Origin of the sequence: Methylobacterium brachiatum, assembly GCF_900113845.1 — a bacterium.
Lineage (GTDB): Bacteria > Pseudomonadota > Alphaproteobacteria > Rhizobiales > Beijerinckiaceae > Methylobacterium > Methylobacterium brachiatum.
In genome coordinates this window covers 103,528-119,966 of record NZ_FOQW01000017.1, presented here as the reverse complement: position 1 = coordinate 119,966, position 16,439 = coordinate 103,528, and the positions used below count along the sequence as shown (strand labels likewise).

Genomic DNA, 16,439 nt, shown 5'->3' with positions numbered 1-16,439 from the left:
CCCTCGCCGCGCGGCCGGCGAGCGAGCGCCGCGCGATCCAGTCCCCGTGAAGCGAAGATGAGATGACGAAGACCACACGTATCCGGTTGATGCTTCTGGCCGGCGCCGCCTCGGCGCTCTGTGCGGCCGCCGTGATGGCCCAGCCGCAATCCGGGCCGCAGACCGGCCTGATCTTCCGCAACACCATCACCGGGGAGCCGCTGGACCTCGCCGAGGGCAAGCCCGGCGGGCGCGACACCAAGGCGGTCCAGACCTTCTTCCAGACCGGCAAGAACCTCTACATCGACGACAAGTCGTGCCTGCGCAACGGCGAGAGCCTGTACCTGACCTCCTGCTCCGGCTGTCACGGCCACCTGGCCGAGGGCAAGGTCGGCCCCGGCCTCAACGACAATTACTGGACCTATCCGGCCAACACCGAAGATACTGGCCTGTTCGCGACGATCTGGGGCGGGGCCAACGGCATGATGGGCCCGCACAACGAAGACCTGAACCCGGACGAGGCGCTCCAGGTCATCGCCTGGATCCGGCATCTCTATACCGGCCCGGTCAGCGATGCCGCCTGGCTGACCGACGAGCAGAAGAAACACTACACGCCCTTCAAGGAAGGCGAGACCTTCGCCAAGGACGAGCCCGGCCAGTGCAAGCCGCTGGAGTGAGCGTCCGCGCGGAGCAGCGCCCGGCCGAGCCGGCGCCGAAGAACGGCCCGTCGGGCCGCCCTGGGAGCGAACGCAAGGAGTCGACGATGCGCAACAGAAGCATGATCACCGCCGCGATGGTGGCCGCGGGGGCGCTCTTCGCCCTGCCGGCCCTGGCCTATGACGGGCAGACCTGCAAGGCGCCGGGCAATTGTTGGGAGCCCAAGCCCGGCTTCCCCGAGAAGGTCGCGGGGACGAAATACGACCCGAAGCACGACCCCAAGGAGGTCGGCAAGCAGGCGGAATCCATCAAGCTGATGGAAGAGCGCAACCGCAAGCGCATCGAGAACGCCAAGAAGACCGGCAAGTTCGAGTACGACGTCAGCAAGATCTCGGCGAACTGATCCGGGTTCCCGAAGGGCAAGCCCTTTGGCGGGTTCGGGGCAAGATCTTTCGGATTTAGCCCCCGACACACCAGGGCGCTGCCCTGGACCCGCGAAAGGTCCCGGACCTTTCGAAACCCCGACATTTCGCCTTTTCCGGCCGGTCTCCCCCGGAGGCCGGCCGCCCTGTCCCGGAACCAGCGCGATGAACACGCTCCACCCCGGCGACGCCCAGCTCACCGATTGGCGGGCCTCGGCCGCCCGCTTCGAGGCGGAGGTCGCCAAGGCCGTGGTCGGCCAGGCGCGGGTCATCCGCCTCGTCACCACGGCGATCTTCGCCCGCGGCCACGTCATGCTGGAGGGCGATGTCGGCGTCGGCAAGACCACGCTGCTGCGGGCGGTCGCCCGGGCGCTCGGGGGCGCCTACGAGCGCGTCGAGGGCACGGTCGACATGATGCCGACCGACCTGATCTACCACACCTACCTCGCCGAGGACGGCCGCCCCCGGGTCGAGCCGGGGCCGGTCCTGCGCCGGGCCGAGGATCTGGCGGTGTTCTTCTTCAACGAGATCAACCGCGCCCGCCCGCAGGTCCATGCCCTGCTGCTGCGGATCATGGCCGAGCGCAGCGTCACGGCCTTCGCCCGGGACTACCGGTTCCCCAACCTTCAGGTCTTCGCCGACCGCAACCGGGTCGAGCGCGAGGAGACCTTCGAGCTGCCGGCCGCCGCCCGCGACCGCTTCCTGATGGAGATCGGGATGGACGCGCCGCGCGACGCGCAGGCCCGGCGCGCCCTGGTGTTCGACCCGCGCTTCCACGACACCGACCGGCTGATCGCGGAGGTGGCCGAGGGCGTGCTCGACCAGGCCCGCCTCGGCGCCATCGCGGCCTCGATCCAGGTGGCGATCCAGGCTTCCCCGGAGATCGAGACCTACGTGGTCGGGCTCTGGGATGCCCTCGTGCGCCCGGCGGAGGCCGGGATCCGGCTCCCCGGGATCGACATGGCCACGCTCGTGCAGGGCGGCGCCTCGCCGCGCGGCCTCGCCTTCCTGGTCCGGGCGGCCCGGGTGCGGGCCTGGCTGGAGGGGCGGGACTGGCTGGTGCCGGAGGATATCCGGGCGGTCTTCCCCGAGGTGATGGCGCACCGCATCTTCCTGGAGCCGGTCCACGAGATGCGCCGCGGCGAGATCGTCCCGGACCTGTGCCGGGCGGTGTTCGAGACGGTGCCGGCCCCATGACCCGGGCGCCCTCGGCCGAGATCGTCTACCTGCCGCGCTGGCGCCCGCGGGGCCGCCGGATCGGAGCGCATCGCGGCCAGGAGGCCGGCGGGCTCGGCACGTTCCGGGACCAGGTTTCGTTCCTGACCCTGCCGGATGCCCGCCGGATCGACCTGCGCGCGAGCCTGCGCGACCCGTTCGAGGGCGTGCATGTCCGCCGGTTCGAGATGCGCAACGCCGTCGAGGTCTGGGCGCTGATCGACCTCTCGGCCTCGATGCGCTTCCGGGGCGCCGGAGACCGGCTGCGTCTCGCCGCCGACCTCTGCGCGGGGCTCGCCGCATCGGCGACCCGGATCGGCGACGGGTTCGGAATGATCGGCTGCGACCGCACCGTGCGGGCGGAACTCTATTTACCGGCGACCCGCCGGCGCGGGCCGGCCGTCGCCATGGCCGAGCGGATCGCGGCGTCCCGCTGCGACGCGCCTGGCGCCGAGGGGCTGCTGGAGGCCGCCCGCCTGCTGTTCGGCCGGCCGCGGCTGGTCTTCCTGGTCTCGGACTTTCGCTGGCCGCAGGCCCTGATCGCGCAGGTCTTCGCGGCACTGGCGCTTCACGACACGGTCCCGGTGCTGCTCGCCGACAGTGCTGAGGATGCCGGCCTGCCGGATTGGGGCCTCGCCGAGTTCGACGATCTCGAAGGCGCCGGACGTCGCCTGGTCTTCCTGCGCCCCGCCCTGAAGCGGCGCTGGATCGCCCGGGAGCAGGCCCGGCGCGACGCCCTGCGCAGCCTCGCCGCCGCGTCCTCGGCCCGGGCTCCGTTCCACCTGGTCGACCGCTTCGACGCCCAGGCGCTCACCCGCCACCTGCTGGCGACCTGAGATGATTGGGGCGCACACCAAGAGTCCCGGTTTCAAAAGGTCCGAGACCTTTTGCGGGTGCAGGGCGGAGCCCTGCGATCGGGCGAGCCCCCAGGCATCAGGGCTCCGCCCCGATACCCCGCCGAAGGGCTTCGCCCTTCGGAAACCCATGATCTTGGCCTGCTACGCACTCCTTCTGCAGGCCGGTGCCGCCATGGCGCAGGTGCGCTCCGTCGAGGTGCGGGTGCCCCGCGCCTTCGGGTATTTCCTGGGCGATCTGGTGCGGGTTCAGGCCGATATCGCGGTGGATCCCGGCTTCAGCCTGCAGCGCGCCTCCCTGCCGGCGCCGGGGCCGCTGACCTACTGGCTCGACCTGCGGGATATCGCCGTCGATGAGAGCCCCGGCCGGGTCCGGCTGCACCTCACCTACCAGACCTTCTACGCGGCGCTCGATGCCCGCCAGGTCGCGATCCCGGGCTTTTCCGTGTCGCTGGAGAGCGCGGCCGCGGGCGGCACGACCTCGGCCAAGGCCGAGATCCCCGGCTGGTCGCTCGGCGTCTCCCCCCTGCGGGAGGTCCAGCCGGAGAAGCACGACGACCCGGCCGAGTATCTCCGGCCGGACGGGCGCGTCCCCCGGCTCGACCCGGCGCCGGACCTGCGGGCCGCCCTCGTCGCCCTCGCGGCGGCCGTCCTGGCGCTCGCCGCCCTCGGCTACGATCGCGGCTGGTTCGCGAGGCCCGGTCGTCCCTTCGCCAGGGCCGCCCGCGCCCTGCGCCGCTTGGGCGGTGAGGGCGAAGCCCGCTACCGCGAAGCCCTGCGCCTGATCCATCGCGGCCTCGACGAGACCGACGGCCGCCGGGTGCTGGCCGACGACCTCCCGGCCTTCCTCGACCGGCATCCCGCCTTCCGCCGGGAGGGTCCGGCCCTGGCCCGGTTCTTCGACGCCTCGCGCCGGGCCTTCTTCGGCCGCGAGACCGAGGCCGCCCGGGCGAGCCTGCCCTGGTCCGAGGTCGAGGCCGGCCTGCGCCGGCTCGCCGCCGCCGAGCGGGGGGCCTGAGCGATGATGGTCGGGTCGCTCGGGGTCACGTCGCCCGCCTGGCTGTGGCTGCTGCCGCTCGCGCTGCTGCCGCTCGTCGCCTCGGGGCGCCGGCGGGTCGCGGTCTCGGCGGTCGCGGCAGCGCCCGCCGACGCGGCCTCGCGCTGGATCGCCCGGCTGCTGCGGGCCGCCGGCATGCTCACGGTCAGTGGCCTTGTGGTGGCGCTCGCCGGCCCCTACGGCGCCGGCGCGCCGGTCACCCGCATCGGCGTCGGCGCCCAGATCGCGATGCTGATCGACCGGTCCGGCAGCATGAACGAGACCTTCGCGGGGCGGCAGCCTTCGGGCGCGGAGGAATCGAAGGCCGCCGCCTCCAGGCGCCTGCTGGCGGATTTCGTCGGCGCCCGGGCGCATGATCTGTTTTCGGTCACGGCCTTCTCCACCGCGCCGATGCTGGTCATGCCGATGACCGACCGGCACGCGGCCGTGCGCGCCGCCATCGCGGCGATCGACCGGCCCGGCCTCGATTACACCAACGTCGCCCGCGGCCTCGCGATGGCGCTGTCGCAATTCGCCCCGGAGAGCAGCGGCTCCCGGGTCCTGCTGTTCATCTCGGACGGGGCCGCGGTGATCGACCCGCGGGTGCAGGATTCCCTGCGCGCCGCCTTCACCAAGCTGCACCCGAACCTCTACTGGCTGTTCCTGCGCACCAAGGGCTCGCCCTCGATTCAGGACCGCCCCGCCGGGGAGGACACCCCCCAGGCCGCCCCCGAGCGGCATCTCGACCTGTTCTTCAAGGGCCTCGGCGTGCCCTACCGGGCCTTCGAGGCCGAGGGCCCGCAGGCGGTCGCCGACGCGATCGCGCAGATCGCCGCCCTGGAGCGCAACCCGATTCCCTATACTGAGCCGCGCCCCCGCCGCGACCTGACCGGCTTCGCCTACGGGCTGGCCGGGCTCGGGCTTCTTGTGCTCGTCCTGGCGGCGCTCGCAGAGGCGGATTTTTCGGCAGCGCGGGCTACGGGCGCGGCCGTGCCGGAGCAGGCGACGGAGCCGGATCTCAGGAGGGCGGCATGACCCGATCCGGGATCCGGGAGATTTTGTGCGGCGGCCGACCGCAAGCGGGCCTCTCTCGTCGATCCAGCGCCTGCTCGGGATCGATCGAGCTCGTGGCTTGCGAGGCACACATTTCCTTGACGAAAGCGCGCGGCGGGGTCGTAGACGCGCGCGTCTCCCTCCCCCCTCTGCGGGGGAGGGTGGCCCCCGAAGGGGGTCGGGAGAGGGGAGCGCCGCTGCCGGCAAAGGCGCGCCGGGCGACATATCCGGCACCGTCGCGCTGCCCCTCTCCCCCCCTGCTGCGCAGGGTACCCTCCCCCGCAGAGGGGGGAGGGAGGGCGCGTGTCGTCTCCGAAGCAGGCCTGCTTTCCGGCTTGAGAGAATCCAAGATCCGATCTGTGAGCCCGGTTGGCCGCACGCGCGAGGGCCTCCGTGCCCTGTCCCGCCATGCGTGACGCCGTTCGCCGCCTCTGGGGCCGGCTTCGGCCGCGGCTGCTCCTCGCCCTTCCGGTGCTGCTCGGCCTCGCGGCAGCGGGCTTCGGCGTGTCCGCCTGGCGGGCGGATGCGGCCAACCGGGGCATCGCGGCGCTCGAGGCCGGCACGGATCTCGACGTGGGGATCGGGGCGCCGGCGCCGCTCCTGCTGGCGCGGATCGGCTATCTCGCGGGCCACGGGCGGCTGGAGGAGACCGAGCCGCTGGTCGCGGCCCTCGACCGGGCCGGTGCAGCCGATGCCGCCTCCCGCGCGCGCTACCGCATCGCCAACGCCCGGATGCGGGACGCCTTCGGGCTCCTGACCCGGGGCGCCCTCGACAAGGCCGGCCCCCAGGTGACTCTGGCGCGCCAGGATTACCGCCGGGCGCTGCGGGACCGGCCGGATTTCTGGGACGCGAAGTTCAACCTCGACGTCGCCTCGCGGCTGATCCGCGACTTCCCGGAGTTCGACCGCGCCAGCGGCGACGAGATGCGCGCCGAGCCGAAGCAGATCTGGACCGACATTCCCGGGCAGCCCCGAGGTGGCCCATGAGCCGGCAAACCGTTCTCGGCGGCCTCCCGCTCGCGCGCAACCTGCGCGGCCGCCGCTTCCAGGCGCTCGCCCTGGCGCTGACCCTGGTGATCGCCGCGCTGGTGGTGCCTTCCCTGCCGGTGACCCGTGCGGGCGTCGGCGTGCTGGCGGTGGTGGACATCACCGGCTCGATGAACGTGCGCGACTACGCGGCCGACGGCCGTCCGGCGAGCCGTCTCGAGACCGCCAAGGCGGCCCTGCGCCGGCTGGTGGCGGACCTGCCCTGCGGCTCGCGGGTCGCGCTCGCGCTGTTCACCGAGCGCCGCCCGTTCCTCCTGTTCGAGCCCGTGGAGGTCTGCGCCGAGTTCGCCCCGCTCGACGGTGCCCTGGCGGCGCTGGACTGGCGGATGGCCTGGGAGGGCGACAGCCGCATCAGCGCCGGCCTGTACCGGGCCATCGAGATGGCGGCGGGGCTCGGCACGGACCTGCTCTTCGTCACCGACGGCCAGGAGACGCCGCCGCTCCCCGCCGGCCAGGTGCCGCCCTTCGAGGGCAGGCCGGGGGCGGTCCGCGGCCTGATCGTGGGGGCCGGTGCCTACGGCCTGTCGCCGATCCCGAAATTCGACGATCGCGGCCGCGAGAGCGGCTTCTACGCCGAGACCGACGTGCAGCAGGAGAACCGGTTCGGGCCGCCGCCGGCCGATGCCGAATCCCGCGCCGGCTACAATCCGCGCAACGCCCCGTTCGGCGCCGCCGCCGCCCAGGGCAGCGAGCATCTCTCGTCGGTGCGCGAGGGCCATCTCAAGCAGCTCGCCGCGATCACCGGCCTCGCCTACGCGCATCTCGACGGGCCGGGCGGGCTCGACCGGCCCCTGATCGAGGCCGCGACGCCGCGCCCGCTGCCCGGTCGGATCGACCCGCGCCCCGCGCTGGGCGCCCTGGCGCTCGCCCTCGTGCTCGGCGTCCTGCTGGCGGGGCCGCTGCGCGGGATGGCCCCCCGCATCACCCGGTTCACCCCCACCCACCGTTTGCGTTTCCGGAAAGCCTGATCATGCGTCGCGTCCTCACCACCCTCGCCATCCTGCTCGCCGCCGGCACCGCCCTGGCCCACGGCCCGACGCCCCAGAAGGTCGACCAGACCATCACCATCCGGGCGACGCCGGATGCGGTCTGGAAGGTGGTCGGGCCGTTCGGCGGCATCGGCGCCTGGCATCCGGATGTCGCCAAGGTCGAGGCCACCGGGGGCGACGGCGCGGGCGCCGTCCGCAAGGTCACGCTCAAGCGCGGCGGCACCCTGGTCGAGGGCCTCGACGAGTGGAAGGGCGCCGAGCGGACCTACTCGTACCGGATGTCCGACCCGGATCTCGACGCCCTGCCGGTCTCGTCCTACTCGGCGACCCTCACGGTGACGCCGGAGGGCAATGGGGCGAAGGTCGAGTGGATGGGCCGGTTCTACCGGGGCGATACCGGCAACGAGCCGCCCGAGAACCTGAGCGACGCGGCCGGCAAGGAGGCGATGAACCGCTACTTCGCCGAGGGCCTCAAGGGCCTGAAGGCGAAGCTGGAGGGCGGGCCGCAGCGATGAGACGCGCGCGGCGCCTTCTTGGGCTCGTCGGCCTCGCGCTCGCCGCCGGGCCGGCGGCGGCGGGGTCCGTCTGGGTCGCGAGCCAGCAGGGCGCCCGCGCCACCCGGATCGAGCGGCCGGACGGCGCGCCAGTCGCAGAGGTTGGCGCCGCGCTGGCTGTGGCCCCGTCCCCGGCGGTCGTCGCGGCCGGTCCCGGCGGGCGGCTCTATCTCAGCCACCCCGACGGCCGCGCGATCACGGTGATCGCACCCGATGGGACGACGCGACAATGGCCGGTCCCCGGCCAGGCCTTCGGGCTCGCGGCCGACCCGGACGGGCGCGCCCTCTATGTCGGCGACTGGTCCGGCAACCGGGTGCTGCGCCTCTCGGCGGAGACCGGCGCGGTCGAGGCCGAGGTCGCGGTCGGGCGCGACCCGGCCGGGCTCGCCCTCGGCGTGAACGGGCGGCTCTACGTGGCCGAGCGCGAGAACCGGAGCGTCGGTGTGGTCGACACCGCCCGGATGGCGCGGATCGCCGGAATCCCGGTCGGCGACGGTCCCTTCGCCCTGGCCTACGATCCGGTCCGCGACCGGGTCTACGTCGCCAATGTCCGGAGCAACGATCTCACCGTCATCGATGCCGGCGCGCTCAACCCCGTCGCGACGGTACCGGTCGGGGCGAGCCCCTACGGCGTCGCCATCGACCCGGATGGCCGGCGCGTGGTCGTCACCAACCAGCATGCCGGAACCGTGTCGATCGTCGATGCCGAGGCGCTCGCGGTCGTCGCCACGGTGCCGGTCGGCCGCTATCCGGAGGGCGTGGCGATCCTGGGCGGACGCGCCTACGTGGCGAACTGGTTCTCGGACGACGTGTCCGTGATCGACCTCGCGGCCCTGACGGAGACCGGCCGGATCCCGGTGGCCGAGGGTCCGCGCACCGTGGCGGCGGACCGGCCGGTCCCGGGGGAGGCCGGCCGGTGAGGGGGGCGCTCGCCAGCCTGATGGTCGCCGGCCTCGCGCTCGCCGCCTGCGACCGGCCCACGGAGTCGGAGGAGGGTCAGGCCGTGGTGGCCCGCACCGCCGAGAGCGACTTGCCGGCCTGGCTGTCACCCACCGACGGGACCGACCCGGCGCGCTGGCTCGCCGGCCGGGAGGCCGGGCACCCGGTGCCGGCGGGCTCCGACTCCGTGCGGGCGCTGCAGGACGCCCTGGCGGAAGCCAGGGCCGTCTTCATCGAGGATCCGCGCATGATCGCCAACCGCACGGCCCAGCTCGGGCAGATGCTCGCCGAGATCGGCAAGACCGAGCGCTCCGCGTCGCTGCTCACCGGGTTCAGCGCGGTGGCGGCCCGGCGCGGCCGCCACAAGAGCCTCTACGGAGAGATGTGCCAGCACTACTTCAACACCCGCGCCCGCGGCATCGACCATGCCGCCGCCCTGGCCCTGCTCGCCGACCGGTTCGCCCCCGGGCCGGGGCCGGGAGAGGCGCCGTGAGCGCCGCGCAGCGCCTCGCCGCCCCGGGCCCGGCCCAGCCCGCGCGGTCCGTCCGAGCCCGGGACCTCCTGATCGTCGACGACCACCCGATCGTGCTTCAGGGCTTCCGGCTGCTTGCCGAGGAGGCGGGCATCGCGCGCGTCCACGAGGCCCGGGACATCGTCGCCGCCTACCGCACCTTCCACCGTCACCGGCCGGGCGTGGTGGTGACCGACCTGAGCTTCCGGGACGACGGACTGTCCGGCCTCTCGCTGATCCGCCGGATCCGCGCCCTCGAGCCGGAGGCGCGCATCCTCGCGCTGAGCATGCACCGGGACCCGGTCATCGTCGCGCGGGTCCTGGAATGCGGCGCCCTGGGTTTCGTCCTGAAGGATACGCCCGCCGCCGCCTTCCTCGAGGCGCTGGAGGCGGTCGCCAACGGCCGCTCCTACCTGCCCCATGACATCGCCATCGAGATCGCGATGCTGAATGCCGGCGCGCACGACCTGCCGCTGGCGAATTTGAGCAGCCGGGAGATGCAGATCCTGGTGCTGATCGGGAAGGGCAAGCCCTACGACGAGATCGCCGAGATCCTGACGCTCAATTACCGCAGCGTCGTGAACGCCACCGCGACCCTGCGGTCCAAGCTCGGCGTCGGCAGCATGGCCGAACTCATGCAGATCGCCGCCTCCCAGGCCCGCACGCGCCCCTGAGGGCAGGCGCAGGCGCCGGCCGAGACACCAGATCTCACGGCGCGTACGGGATCACAGCCGAAGTCACGGGCCCTCGCAATATTCTGCGGGGCGTGTTGTGCGTCGCCGATATTTATTCAGTCGATCCCGGAAGTGGATCGAACATGTGTTGTGATATCCCGGTGCGTCCGAGCCTAAAATGCCGAAAAATCAACGGCTCTCGTGTTGGGATCGGAAAGTTTCTCTTGTTAGCAGGGCCCGCCGAACGCGAATCATCTCGGGCCGAGCGCGGTCCCTCAGGCGGCTCGCCTGGGCCGGCGGGATGACGTTCGGACAATAAGAAATCCAGAAGCCGTCGAGGCGGGGGTCTGTCATGCGCGTCAACGCGACCGTGGTTCCAAGTTACGATTACAAGACGGCCCTGGCCGCCGGGTTCCTGGGCGGAAACCTGTCGAGCTTCGTCAAATGGGGCTCCGAGATCCCGTTCCCGCCCCGGGAGGCCGGGCGTATCTCGCCGCCCTTCGCCATCCTCAAATGGCTCGGCCTGAACGTCGAGGCCATGACCTATACCTTCACCGGGCACGTCCTCAATTACGGTGTCGCGCTGATGCACCAGGGGTTCTCGGTCTTCTTCGGCCTGCTCTACTGCCTGACCGCCCTGACCTTCCCGCTCGTGACCTTGGGACAGGGTATGGCTTTCGGGTTGATCGTCACCGTCCTGTTCCACGGCCTCCTGTTGCCGCTCGGCGGCTGGGCCCCGCCTCTGTGGCAGATCTCCGGCCATGAGGCGTTCTCCGAGGTGTTCGGTCACCTGCTCTGGGCCTGGTCGATCGAGATCGTCCGGCGCGACATGATGGGTCCGCCCCTGAACGCCCGACGCGTGTGATCGGAGGCGCTTCGCCCGTCCGCCGGGGGCGGCTTACCGAGGCGCCTCCTCGGCCATCGCCGCGACACGGGCGACGAAGCGCGCGTGCGTCTCCGGGCCGACCCGCAGCAGGTAGGCCCGTACCAGGTCGAGGAGGGCCGTGGCGTCCGGCAGGTCGCCCTCGGTCGGCACCGCCGCGTCCGATACGAAGAAGCTGGAGACCGGGACGCCCAGCGCGTGCGCGATCTCGCTCAGCGGGCTCCCCGGCGATGGGCTCCGGCTTGCCGCGCCCGACGGTTTGGATTCGTCACACATGATCGGTTCAACGCGGCTCGGGACCGGTTGTGCGGGAGACGCAGCGGGGTCCTGCCGTTCCAACCGGCCTGCGGCGGGAATGCACCCCGATCCGATCATGAAATTTTCGACAGATTCCGGGATGAAATGGTACGGTTGCGCACCAAATCGTCCTGGTACAGCTCGGCGGGATCGACACGATGGGACAGCGCTCGAAGACGCCGGTCAACGCGATCGACGGCTTCAGTGAACCGCTCGACCGGCTCCGCGCTGCCCTCGAAGCGTCATGCGTGGTCGGTGTCTGGGATTGGGACATCGTCCGTCACGTCGTGGTCTACGATGCCGGCGCGGCGCGCTTGCTGGCCGGCGATCCCGCGCTTGCGGAGACCGAGCTCGACGGCTCGACCGCCATCGGCGCCGTCCATCCGGCCGACCATGCCTGGCTGCTCGATCATGTTCAGCAGGCCTCGAAGACCGGCGGCCTGGCGGTCGCCGAGTACCGGGTGGTCGCCCCGGACGGAACTGTGCGGTGGCTGCTCAGCCGCGGACGCATGTTCCAGGATGCGAACGGGCGTCCGGTCCGGTCCCGCGGCATCATCATCGACATCACCGAGATGCATCAGGGCAGCGAGCGCTACGTCTTGAGCGACCTGTCGGCGCCAGCCGATGCCCTGGAGCGGGCCGCCGACCTGGCGATCGCGCTGAAGCGCACGCTCGACGGTGACACGCCGGCCGAGGTTCGCGCCGCCGCCGACGTGCTGCTCATGAGCCTGGGCCGCGCGATCGCGCGCAGCAGCTTTCATCGCTGAGCCGCGTTCGGCGCCCGAACGAGCCCCTCTGCGCCCGGGCCGCGGGAACATGCCTCGGCCCTTCGGTCTTGGCCCTCCACGGATCACCCGGGAGGATCACATGGGACAGGATGTCGACGCGGCGCGGGAAGCCTTGGGAACCGTGCCGCCGGCTCGACCGGCGCGCGCGGTGAAGACGCCCGACGCCGGCGCCGGGGGAAGCGGCCCGCACGCGCCGGGCCATCCCGAGGCCGAGGCTCCGGGCGATGCGGCCCCGGAGAGCGGCGGCTACGACACCCGGCCGCCCGTTCCCCAGCCGGACAACCGCAAGGGCGGATACGGCGCCGGCTGAGGCCGGTCGGGTATGGCGGCCGCCGCCTCGGGCGACCGAGGGGGCGGCCGCCTGGGGGATTCAGGTATCGCACGGCTGGTCTTCGCGAGGGGCGCATTTATTCGTTAGATATTAGAGGACAATTTTTTGGAACCAAACGTGCTCGGCCTCTGAAATCCTGAAGCTTGATCTGTAAATCCTCGCTGCGTGGAACGTATCATGTGCCATCGGGATTGATGGGGTCCGGAATGATCCACGGAGACCATCATGCGTACCCCCCTCGCCGTCCTCGCCATTGCTACGCTGTTCGGCTCGAGCGCCCTCGCGCAAACCACCGTGACCGGGACGCCGGCTGCTCCTGACGCGAAGACCAGCCAGCAATCGGGTGGCCAGGAGAGCGTCACCCGTCCGAACACCGACAAGATGGCCCCCAACGGCGGCACGACCGCGGCCCATGCCAACGTCCAGCTCGAGAAGGGCGCCAACAGCTTCACCGAGGGCGAGGCGCGTTCGCGGCTCGAGAAGTCCGGCTTCACGGACGCCAAGAACCTCAAGAAGGACGGCGACGGCATCTGGCGCGGCACCGCCATGCAGGGCGGCAAGCAGGTCAACGTGGGCCTCGATTTCAAGGGCAACGTGGCGGCGCAGTGATCCCCTGATCCTCACGACCTTCACGCAGGAGAATTCTTATGGCTCAGCAAACCATCACGGCCCTCTACGACCGTTACGAGGAGGCCAGCAGCGCCGTCAGCAAGCTTGAGGCGGGCGGCATTCCGCACGGCGACATCAGCATCGTCAGCAACAACGAGGGCGACCGTCATGCCGGCCGCACCGCCACCGACGGAACGCATGTCAGCGACGACACCAAGGAGAAGGCCAAAGACGGCACCGGCACCGGCGCCACCCTCGGTACCGTGGTCGGCGGCGCGGCCGGCCTCCTGGCCGGTCTCGGCCTGATCGCGATCCCCGGTGTCGGCCCGGTCGTGGCCGCGGGCTGGCTCGTCGCCACCCTGACGGGCGCCGGGATCGGCGCCGCCGCGGGCGGCCTGGGCGGAGCCCTGGCCGGGGCCGGCGTCAGCGAGACGGACGCGCATGCCTACGGCGAAGGCGTACGCCGGGGCGGGACGCTCGTCACGGTCCGCGTCGACGATGCGCGCACGACGATGGTGCCGATGGTCATGGATGTCCTCGAGGAGCACGGCTCGGTCGATCTCGACCAGAAGACCAGTGCGTGGCGTGCGGATGGTTGGGAGGCTCCGGCCCCGGCTGCCGGTACCGCCATCACCGGCCCGACCGACGGTCGGAGCCGTGTCCGGGCTTATCCGGGCACCACGAGCCTCTGATCGGCCGCTGCGCGACCCGATACAATCCGGAGCCCTTTAGGCTCCACGCGACGGCCGGGACCTATGTCCCGGCCGTTTCTCGTTCAGGCATCCCGAATGGTAGGGTGTCGCCGAGCAGAGCCGGCGATCCCGCGGCTAACGTTCCGATTGTGGCGCGGCTAAGGACGCTGGACCTGCCAACAGAATAGCGTTGAAAGCCGGATTTGGTGTGTTGAATCCTTAGTCGGTCCGAAACAACAAGGGGATGCTGCACGATCTGAAGGGGCCAATATGAACGAGACATCCTATGGGAAATCTTCCAACTTCACCGAGTTGGCGGTTGATCTCGTCGCCGCCTATGTGGCGAACAATCCGGTCCCGGCCTCCGAGCTGCCGGCACTGATCGCGCGCATCTACGGTGCGATCGCCGGCCTGGCGTCGGGCACGGCGCCGGTCGAGAGCGGTGCCGCCGCGCCGGCCGTCGACAAGCCGAGCCCGGCTCAGATCCGCAAGTCGGTGCAGCAGGACGGGATCGTCAGCTTCATCGACGGCAAGACCTACAAGACGCTGAAGCGCCATCTGGCCGCCAATGGCCTGAGCCCGCAGAGCTACCGCGAGCGCTACGGCCTGCCGGCCGACTATCCGATGGTCGCCCCGAGCTACGCCGAGCAGCGTTCCGCCCTCGCTAAGGCGATCGGGTTGGGGCAGCCCGGCGCCATGGCCAAGCGGAAGGGCGAGGCCGCCTGAGCGGAGCCCCTCTCCGACCGGGCAGGCGCTGGCTCGAAGCCGCGCCCCCCGGCGGGATCGGCCGCGTCGGAGAGCCTGCCCGCCCCGGCGGTCAGGGCGACGGTTTGCCGGTCAAGACAAGCGTGTTCAGACATTCCGGCTCGTCCGCGGCGGTGCCGAACGAGCGTTCCCCGCCCCCGGACGCGACCGACAGGTCGGTTCGCTCGCCCGCGATCCGCGCGGCGTGGCGATGTTCCGGGCTTCCGGGAAGCCCGTCCCGATCGCGTCGAGGGTGATGCTTCGCGGTCGAGCGCGAGGAGCGGGCCGACTTCCGGCTCCGCGGCGGCGGTCGGCGCACGATCATCGACCGCGATCACGCGGATCCCGTTGGGCTGGAAGCTCGGCCCCGACCCTCGCGTGAACGGACCCGCGCGCTCGCGCCGGGGCGTGATGCCGAACGCGTCCTCGACCCGTTCCCGATTGCGGCGGGCCGCGATCGTCCGGACCCACCAGCTTCCGCGGCTTGCACCGGCTGGGCGAGGCCGGTCTCCACAACCCATTCGTGCGGTTGTGGATGCATCGCGTGCTGCCTATGTATAGAACATAAAGTGAACATAGGCGCGCGGCCGGGCGGCCGGCTGTCTCGATGCCGCGGCCTTGAACGGAACCGGAGGGCTGTCGATTGATCGAGGAACGGCCGATGCCGACGAAGCTCTACCGCTTCCACTGCACGGACGGGCATGAGCTGGTGACCGACCTCAAGGGCAAGCGTCTGCCGACGACGGCGCAGATGCGCGTCCACGCCGAGCGGGTCGCGCTCGGGCTCATGGAGCGGGTCGAGCGGTTCGACTGGTCGGGCTGGCAGGTCGAGGTCTACGACGCCAAGGGGCGTCGCGTCTGGATCCGGGCGTTCGTCGACGTGAACGTGGATGTGCAGGCCGCGTGAAGCGCGACGGCCCCCGAATACGAGGAGAGACAAGATGGCGTTCAAGCCGAAATCCGCCGCGGAGACCAAGGCGAAGGATCTGGGCCTCGCGCTCGCCCGGATCGCCGAGGGCGACGGCACGCCGGCCAATATCGGGGTCGACCAGCTGCGGCGGGTGAGCCCGCGCCTGACGCCGCTGGCGGTCGGCCAGATGGTCCGCAAGGAGCGGGGGATCGTCGAGGCGACCTTGGCCGAGCGCGGCCTGGCCCTGGTCGACTATGCCGATCAGGGGCCGGGTCGCGGGATGGAATTCGTCATCGACTCGGCGGGATGATCCGGTCGGGCGGCCCGATCAGGCGACCGCCGGACGACCCCGCAGCAGACGGCCGGCCAGTCGGAACGGCAGGAGCGGCAGCTTGAAGAGCGCCGTGACTGCCAGGACCGCGATAACGGTGAGGATCGCCAGGAAAGAGTTGAGCAAGCGGTGCGCGCTCCCATGAAGGGCTGCCCTCGCGGGCTGATGACCCCAGGTGGCGCCCGGAACGCGGCGAGACTATGGACGCCTCAGCCCTCGATTGCAGTCATGCGCGCCCGGCCGATCGACCTCCGTGTCGCGGAAACGGAAGGCCGCGCAAGGGGTTTTCCCTGTTGCGCAGGGCCGGCCCGCACCGGTCCCGGCGAGCCGGAGGGCGGCGCGGCGACACACCGCCGCAACCCCGCGGCACGATAGGCAGGATTGTGAGAGCGATATGAGCAAGCGCGGTGCAGGCAGGGCCGGCCTCGTCCTGGCCGTGCTCCTGGCGGCCGGACCGGCGGCCGCGGAGGTCCAGGTCCGCTACGCCACGCCGGAGCGCTTCACGGATGCCGAGAACCGCTTCGCCTCCGGGCAGCCGCTCCGGGTCACGCTGGCCGAGCTGACCCGGATCCTGGTCGATCTCGGCAATGCCCGTCTCCGGTCGGACGAGCGCCTCGACATCACGATCCTCGACATCGATCTCGCCGGGTTCGACCGACCCGGTTTCGCGTCGCCGACGGGCGTCCGCGTCGTGACCGACGCCACGCCGCCGCGGATCCGCCTGGCCTACGCGCTGCGCCGGGGCGGCCGCATCGTCGCGCAGGGCGAGGATACGGTCACCGACATCAATTTCCTGCTGACCGCGAACCCGCGCTTCTCTACCGGCGGCCTGTATTACGAGCGTCAGGTCCTGCGCGACTGGTTCGCGCGCCGCTTCCCCGCGGGGGCCGAGCGCGGTTGAGCTGCGTGCCCGGGCGGTCGCCG

23 protein-coding genes are annotated in these 16,439 nt (G+C 71.5%); 21 read left to right on the top strand and 2 right to left on the bottom strand.

Going from position 1 to position 16,439, the window contains the following annotated elements:
- The first annotated feature begins 62 nt into the window (after positions 1–62).
- The 13 genes from moxG (at position 63) to BMZ47_RS21520 (ending at position 10,795) form a co-directional block, all read left to right on the top strand.
- Positions 63–656, top strand: a complete 594-nt coding sequence (moxG, locus tag BMZ47_RS21580; RefSeq protein WP_039904709.1) for a cytochrome c(L), periplasmic — start codon at positions 63–65, stop codon at positions 654–656.
- An 86-nt stretch (positions 657–742) separates the two neighbouring features.
- Positions 743–1,039 carry a methanol dehydrogenase [cytochrome c] subunit gene (locus tag BMZ47_RS21575; RefSeq protein ID WP_007569499.1) on the top strand — a complete coding sequence of 99 codons (297 nt, stop codon included), beginning with the start codon at positions 743–745 and terminating at the stop codon, positions 1,037–1,039.
- 184 nt (positions 1,040–1,223) lie between these two features.
- A complete protein-coding gene (locus BMZ47_RS21570) occupies positions 1,224–2,255 on the top strand; it encodes an AAA family ATPase (protein ID WP_091864137.1) in 1,032 nt (343 codons plus the stop codon).
- Positions 2,252–3,109 (top strand): DUF58 domain-containing protein, encoded by an 858-nt coding sequence (locus BMZ47_RS21565; protein WP_091864136.1) that lies wholly within the window; start codon positions 2,252–2,254, stop codon positions 3,107–3,109. Before BMZ47_RS21570 ends, BMZ47_RS21565 begins: the two co-directional genes overlap by 4 nt.
- 148 nt (positions 3,110–3,257) lie before the next feature.
- A complete protein-coding gene (locus tag BMZ47_RS21560; RefSeq protein ID WP_091864135.1) occupies positions 3,258–4,145 on the top strand; it encodes a nonribosomal peptide synthetase MxaA in 888 nt (295 codons plus the stop codon).
- 3 nt (positions 4,146–4,148) lie between these two features.
- The gene (locus tag BMZ47_RS21555; RefSeq protein WP_091864134.1) at positions 4,149–5,198 is read left to right on the top strand and encodes a vWA domain-containing protein; all 1,050 of its coding nucleotides are present in this window, start codon (positions 4,149–4,151) and stop codon (positions 5,196–5,198) included.
- Positions 5,199–5,624: 426 nt separating this feature from the next.
- Positions 5,625–6,203 (top strand): MxaK protein, encoded by a 579-nt coding sequence (locus BMZ47_RS21550; protein WP_167369081.1) that lies wholly within the window; start codon positions 5,625–5,627, stop codon positions 6,201–6,203.
- Positions 6,200–7,231, top strand: a complete 1,032-nt coding sequence (locus tag BMZ47_RS21545) for a vWA domain-containing protein (protein WP_091864132.1) — start codon at positions 6,200–6,202, stop codon at positions 7,229–7,231. The genes BMZ47_RS21550 and BMZ47_RS21545 overlap by 4 nt, the downstream gene beginning before the upstream one ends.
- A 2-nt stretch (positions 7,232–7,233) precedes the next feature.
- Entirely contained in the window at positions 7,234–7,767 is a 534-nt protein-coding gene (locus tag BMZ47_RS21540; RefSeq protein ID WP_091864131.1) for an SRPBCC family protein, read from the top strand.
- Entirely contained in the window at positions 7,764–8,726 is a 963-nt protein-coding gene (locus BMZ47_RS21535) for a YncE family protein (RefSeq protein WP_091864130.1), read from the top strand. The genes BMZ47_RS21540 and BMZ47_RS21535 overlap by 4 nt, the downstream gene beginning before the upstream one ends.
- Positions 8,723–9,238: an MxaH protein gene (locus BMZ47_RS21530; RefSeq protein ID WP_208601083.1), complete on the top strand. Its 516-nt coding sequence runs from the start codon at positions 8,723–8,725 to the stop codon at positions 9,236–9,238. The genes BMZ47_RS21535 and BMZ47_RS21530 overlap by 4 nt, the downstream gene beginning before the upstream one ends.
- Positions 9,235–9,930: a response regulator transcription factor gene (locus BMZ47_RS21525; RefSeq protein ID WP_424974810.1), complete on the top strand. Its 696-nt coding sequence runs from the start codon at positions 9,235–9,237 to the stop codon at positions 9,928–9,930. The genes BMZ47_RS21530 and BMZ47_RS21525 overlap by 4 nt, the downstream gene beginning before the upstream one ends.
- 352 nt (positions 9,931–10,282) lie before the next feature.
- Entirely contained in the window at positions 10,283–10,795 is a 513-nt protein-coding gene (locus tag BMZ47_RS21520; protein ID WP_007565441.1) for a YagU family protein, read from the top strand.
- Positions 10,796–10,828: 33 nt separating this feature from the next.
- On the opposite strand, the gene BMZ47_RS21515 is transcribed toward BMZ47_RS21520, so the two are convergent.
- On the bottom strand, positions 10,829–11,089 hold the full coding sequence (locus BMZ47_RS21515; RefSeq protein ID WP_091864128.1) for a hypothetical protein: 261 nt from the start codon (positions 11,087–11,089) through the stop codon (positions 10,829–10,831).
- A gap of 179 nt (positions 11,090–11,268) precedes the next feature.
- Between BMZ47_RS21515 and BMZ47_RS21510 the strand changes: the two genes are divergently transcribed.
- The 7 genes from BMZ47_RS21510 (at position 11,269) to BMZ47_RS21480 (ending at position 15,494) form a co-directional block, all read left to right on the top strand.
- Positions 11,269–11,877, top strand: a complete 609-nt coding sequence (locus BMZ47_RS21510; RefSeq protein ID WP_091864127.1) for a PAS domain-containing protein — start codon at positions 11,269–11,271, stop codon at positions 11,875–11,877.
- Between the two features lie 100 nt (positions 11,878–11,977).
- Entirely contained in the window at positions 11,978–12,208 is a 231-nt protein-coding gene (locus BMZ47_RS21505) for a hypothetical protein (RefSeq protein WP_091864126.1), read from the top strand.
- 246 nt (positions 12,209–12,454) lie between these two features.
- A complete protein-coding gene (locus BMZ47_RS21500; protein WP_007565437.1) occupies positions 12,455–12,838 on the top strand; it encodes a hypothetical protein in 384 nt (127 codons plus the stop codon).
- Between the two features lie 38 nt (positions 12,839–12,876).
- A complete protein-coding gene (locus tag BMZ47_RS21495) occupies positions 12,877–13,530 on the top strand; it encodes a hypothetical protein (RefSeq protein WP_091864125.1) in 654 nt (217 codons plus the stop codon).
- A gap of 270 nt (positions 13,531–13,800) precedes the next feature.
- Positions 13,801–14,256, top strand: a complete 456-nt coding sequence (locus BMZ47_RS21490; protein ID WP_091864124.1) for a Ros/MucR family transcriptional regulator — start codon at positions 13,801–13,803, stop codon at positions 14,254–14,256.
- Between the two features lie 679 nt (positions 14,257–14,935).
- Positions 14,936–15,181, top strand: coding sequence for a DUF6894 family protein (locus tag BMZ47_RS21485; protein WP_007565432.1), 246 nt, complete (start codon positions 14,936–14,938; stop codon positions 15,179–15,181).
- A 34-nt stretch (positions 15,182–15,215) separates the two neighbouring features.
- Positions 15,216–15,494 carry an adenylosuccinate synthase gene (locus BMZ47_RS21480; RefSeq protein ID WP_091864123.1) on the top strand — a complete coding sequence of 93 codons (279 nt, stop codon included), beginning with the start codon at positions 15,216–15,218 and terminating at the stop codon, positions 15,492–15,494.
- An 18-nt stretch (positions 15,495–15,512) separates the two neighbouring features.
- On the opposite strand, the gene BMZ47_RS29205 is transcribed toward BMZ47_RS21480, so the two are convergent.
- A complete protein-coding gene (locus BMZ47_RS29205) occupies positions 15,513–15,641 on the bottom strand; it encodes a hypothetical protein (protein ID WP_007565428.1) in 129 nt (42 codons plus the stop codon).
- Positions 15,642–15,909: 268 nt separating this feature from the next.
- On the opposite strand from BMZ47_RS29205, the gene BMZ47_RS21475 reads away from it, so the two are divergent.
- Positions 15,910–16,416: a DUF3016 domain-containing protein gene (locus BMZ47_RS21475; RefSeq protein WP_091864122.1), complete on the top strand. Its 507-nt coding sequence runs from the start codon at positions 15,910–15,912 to the stop codon at positions 16,414–16,416.
- Positions 16,417–16,439: the final 23 nt, after the last annotated feature.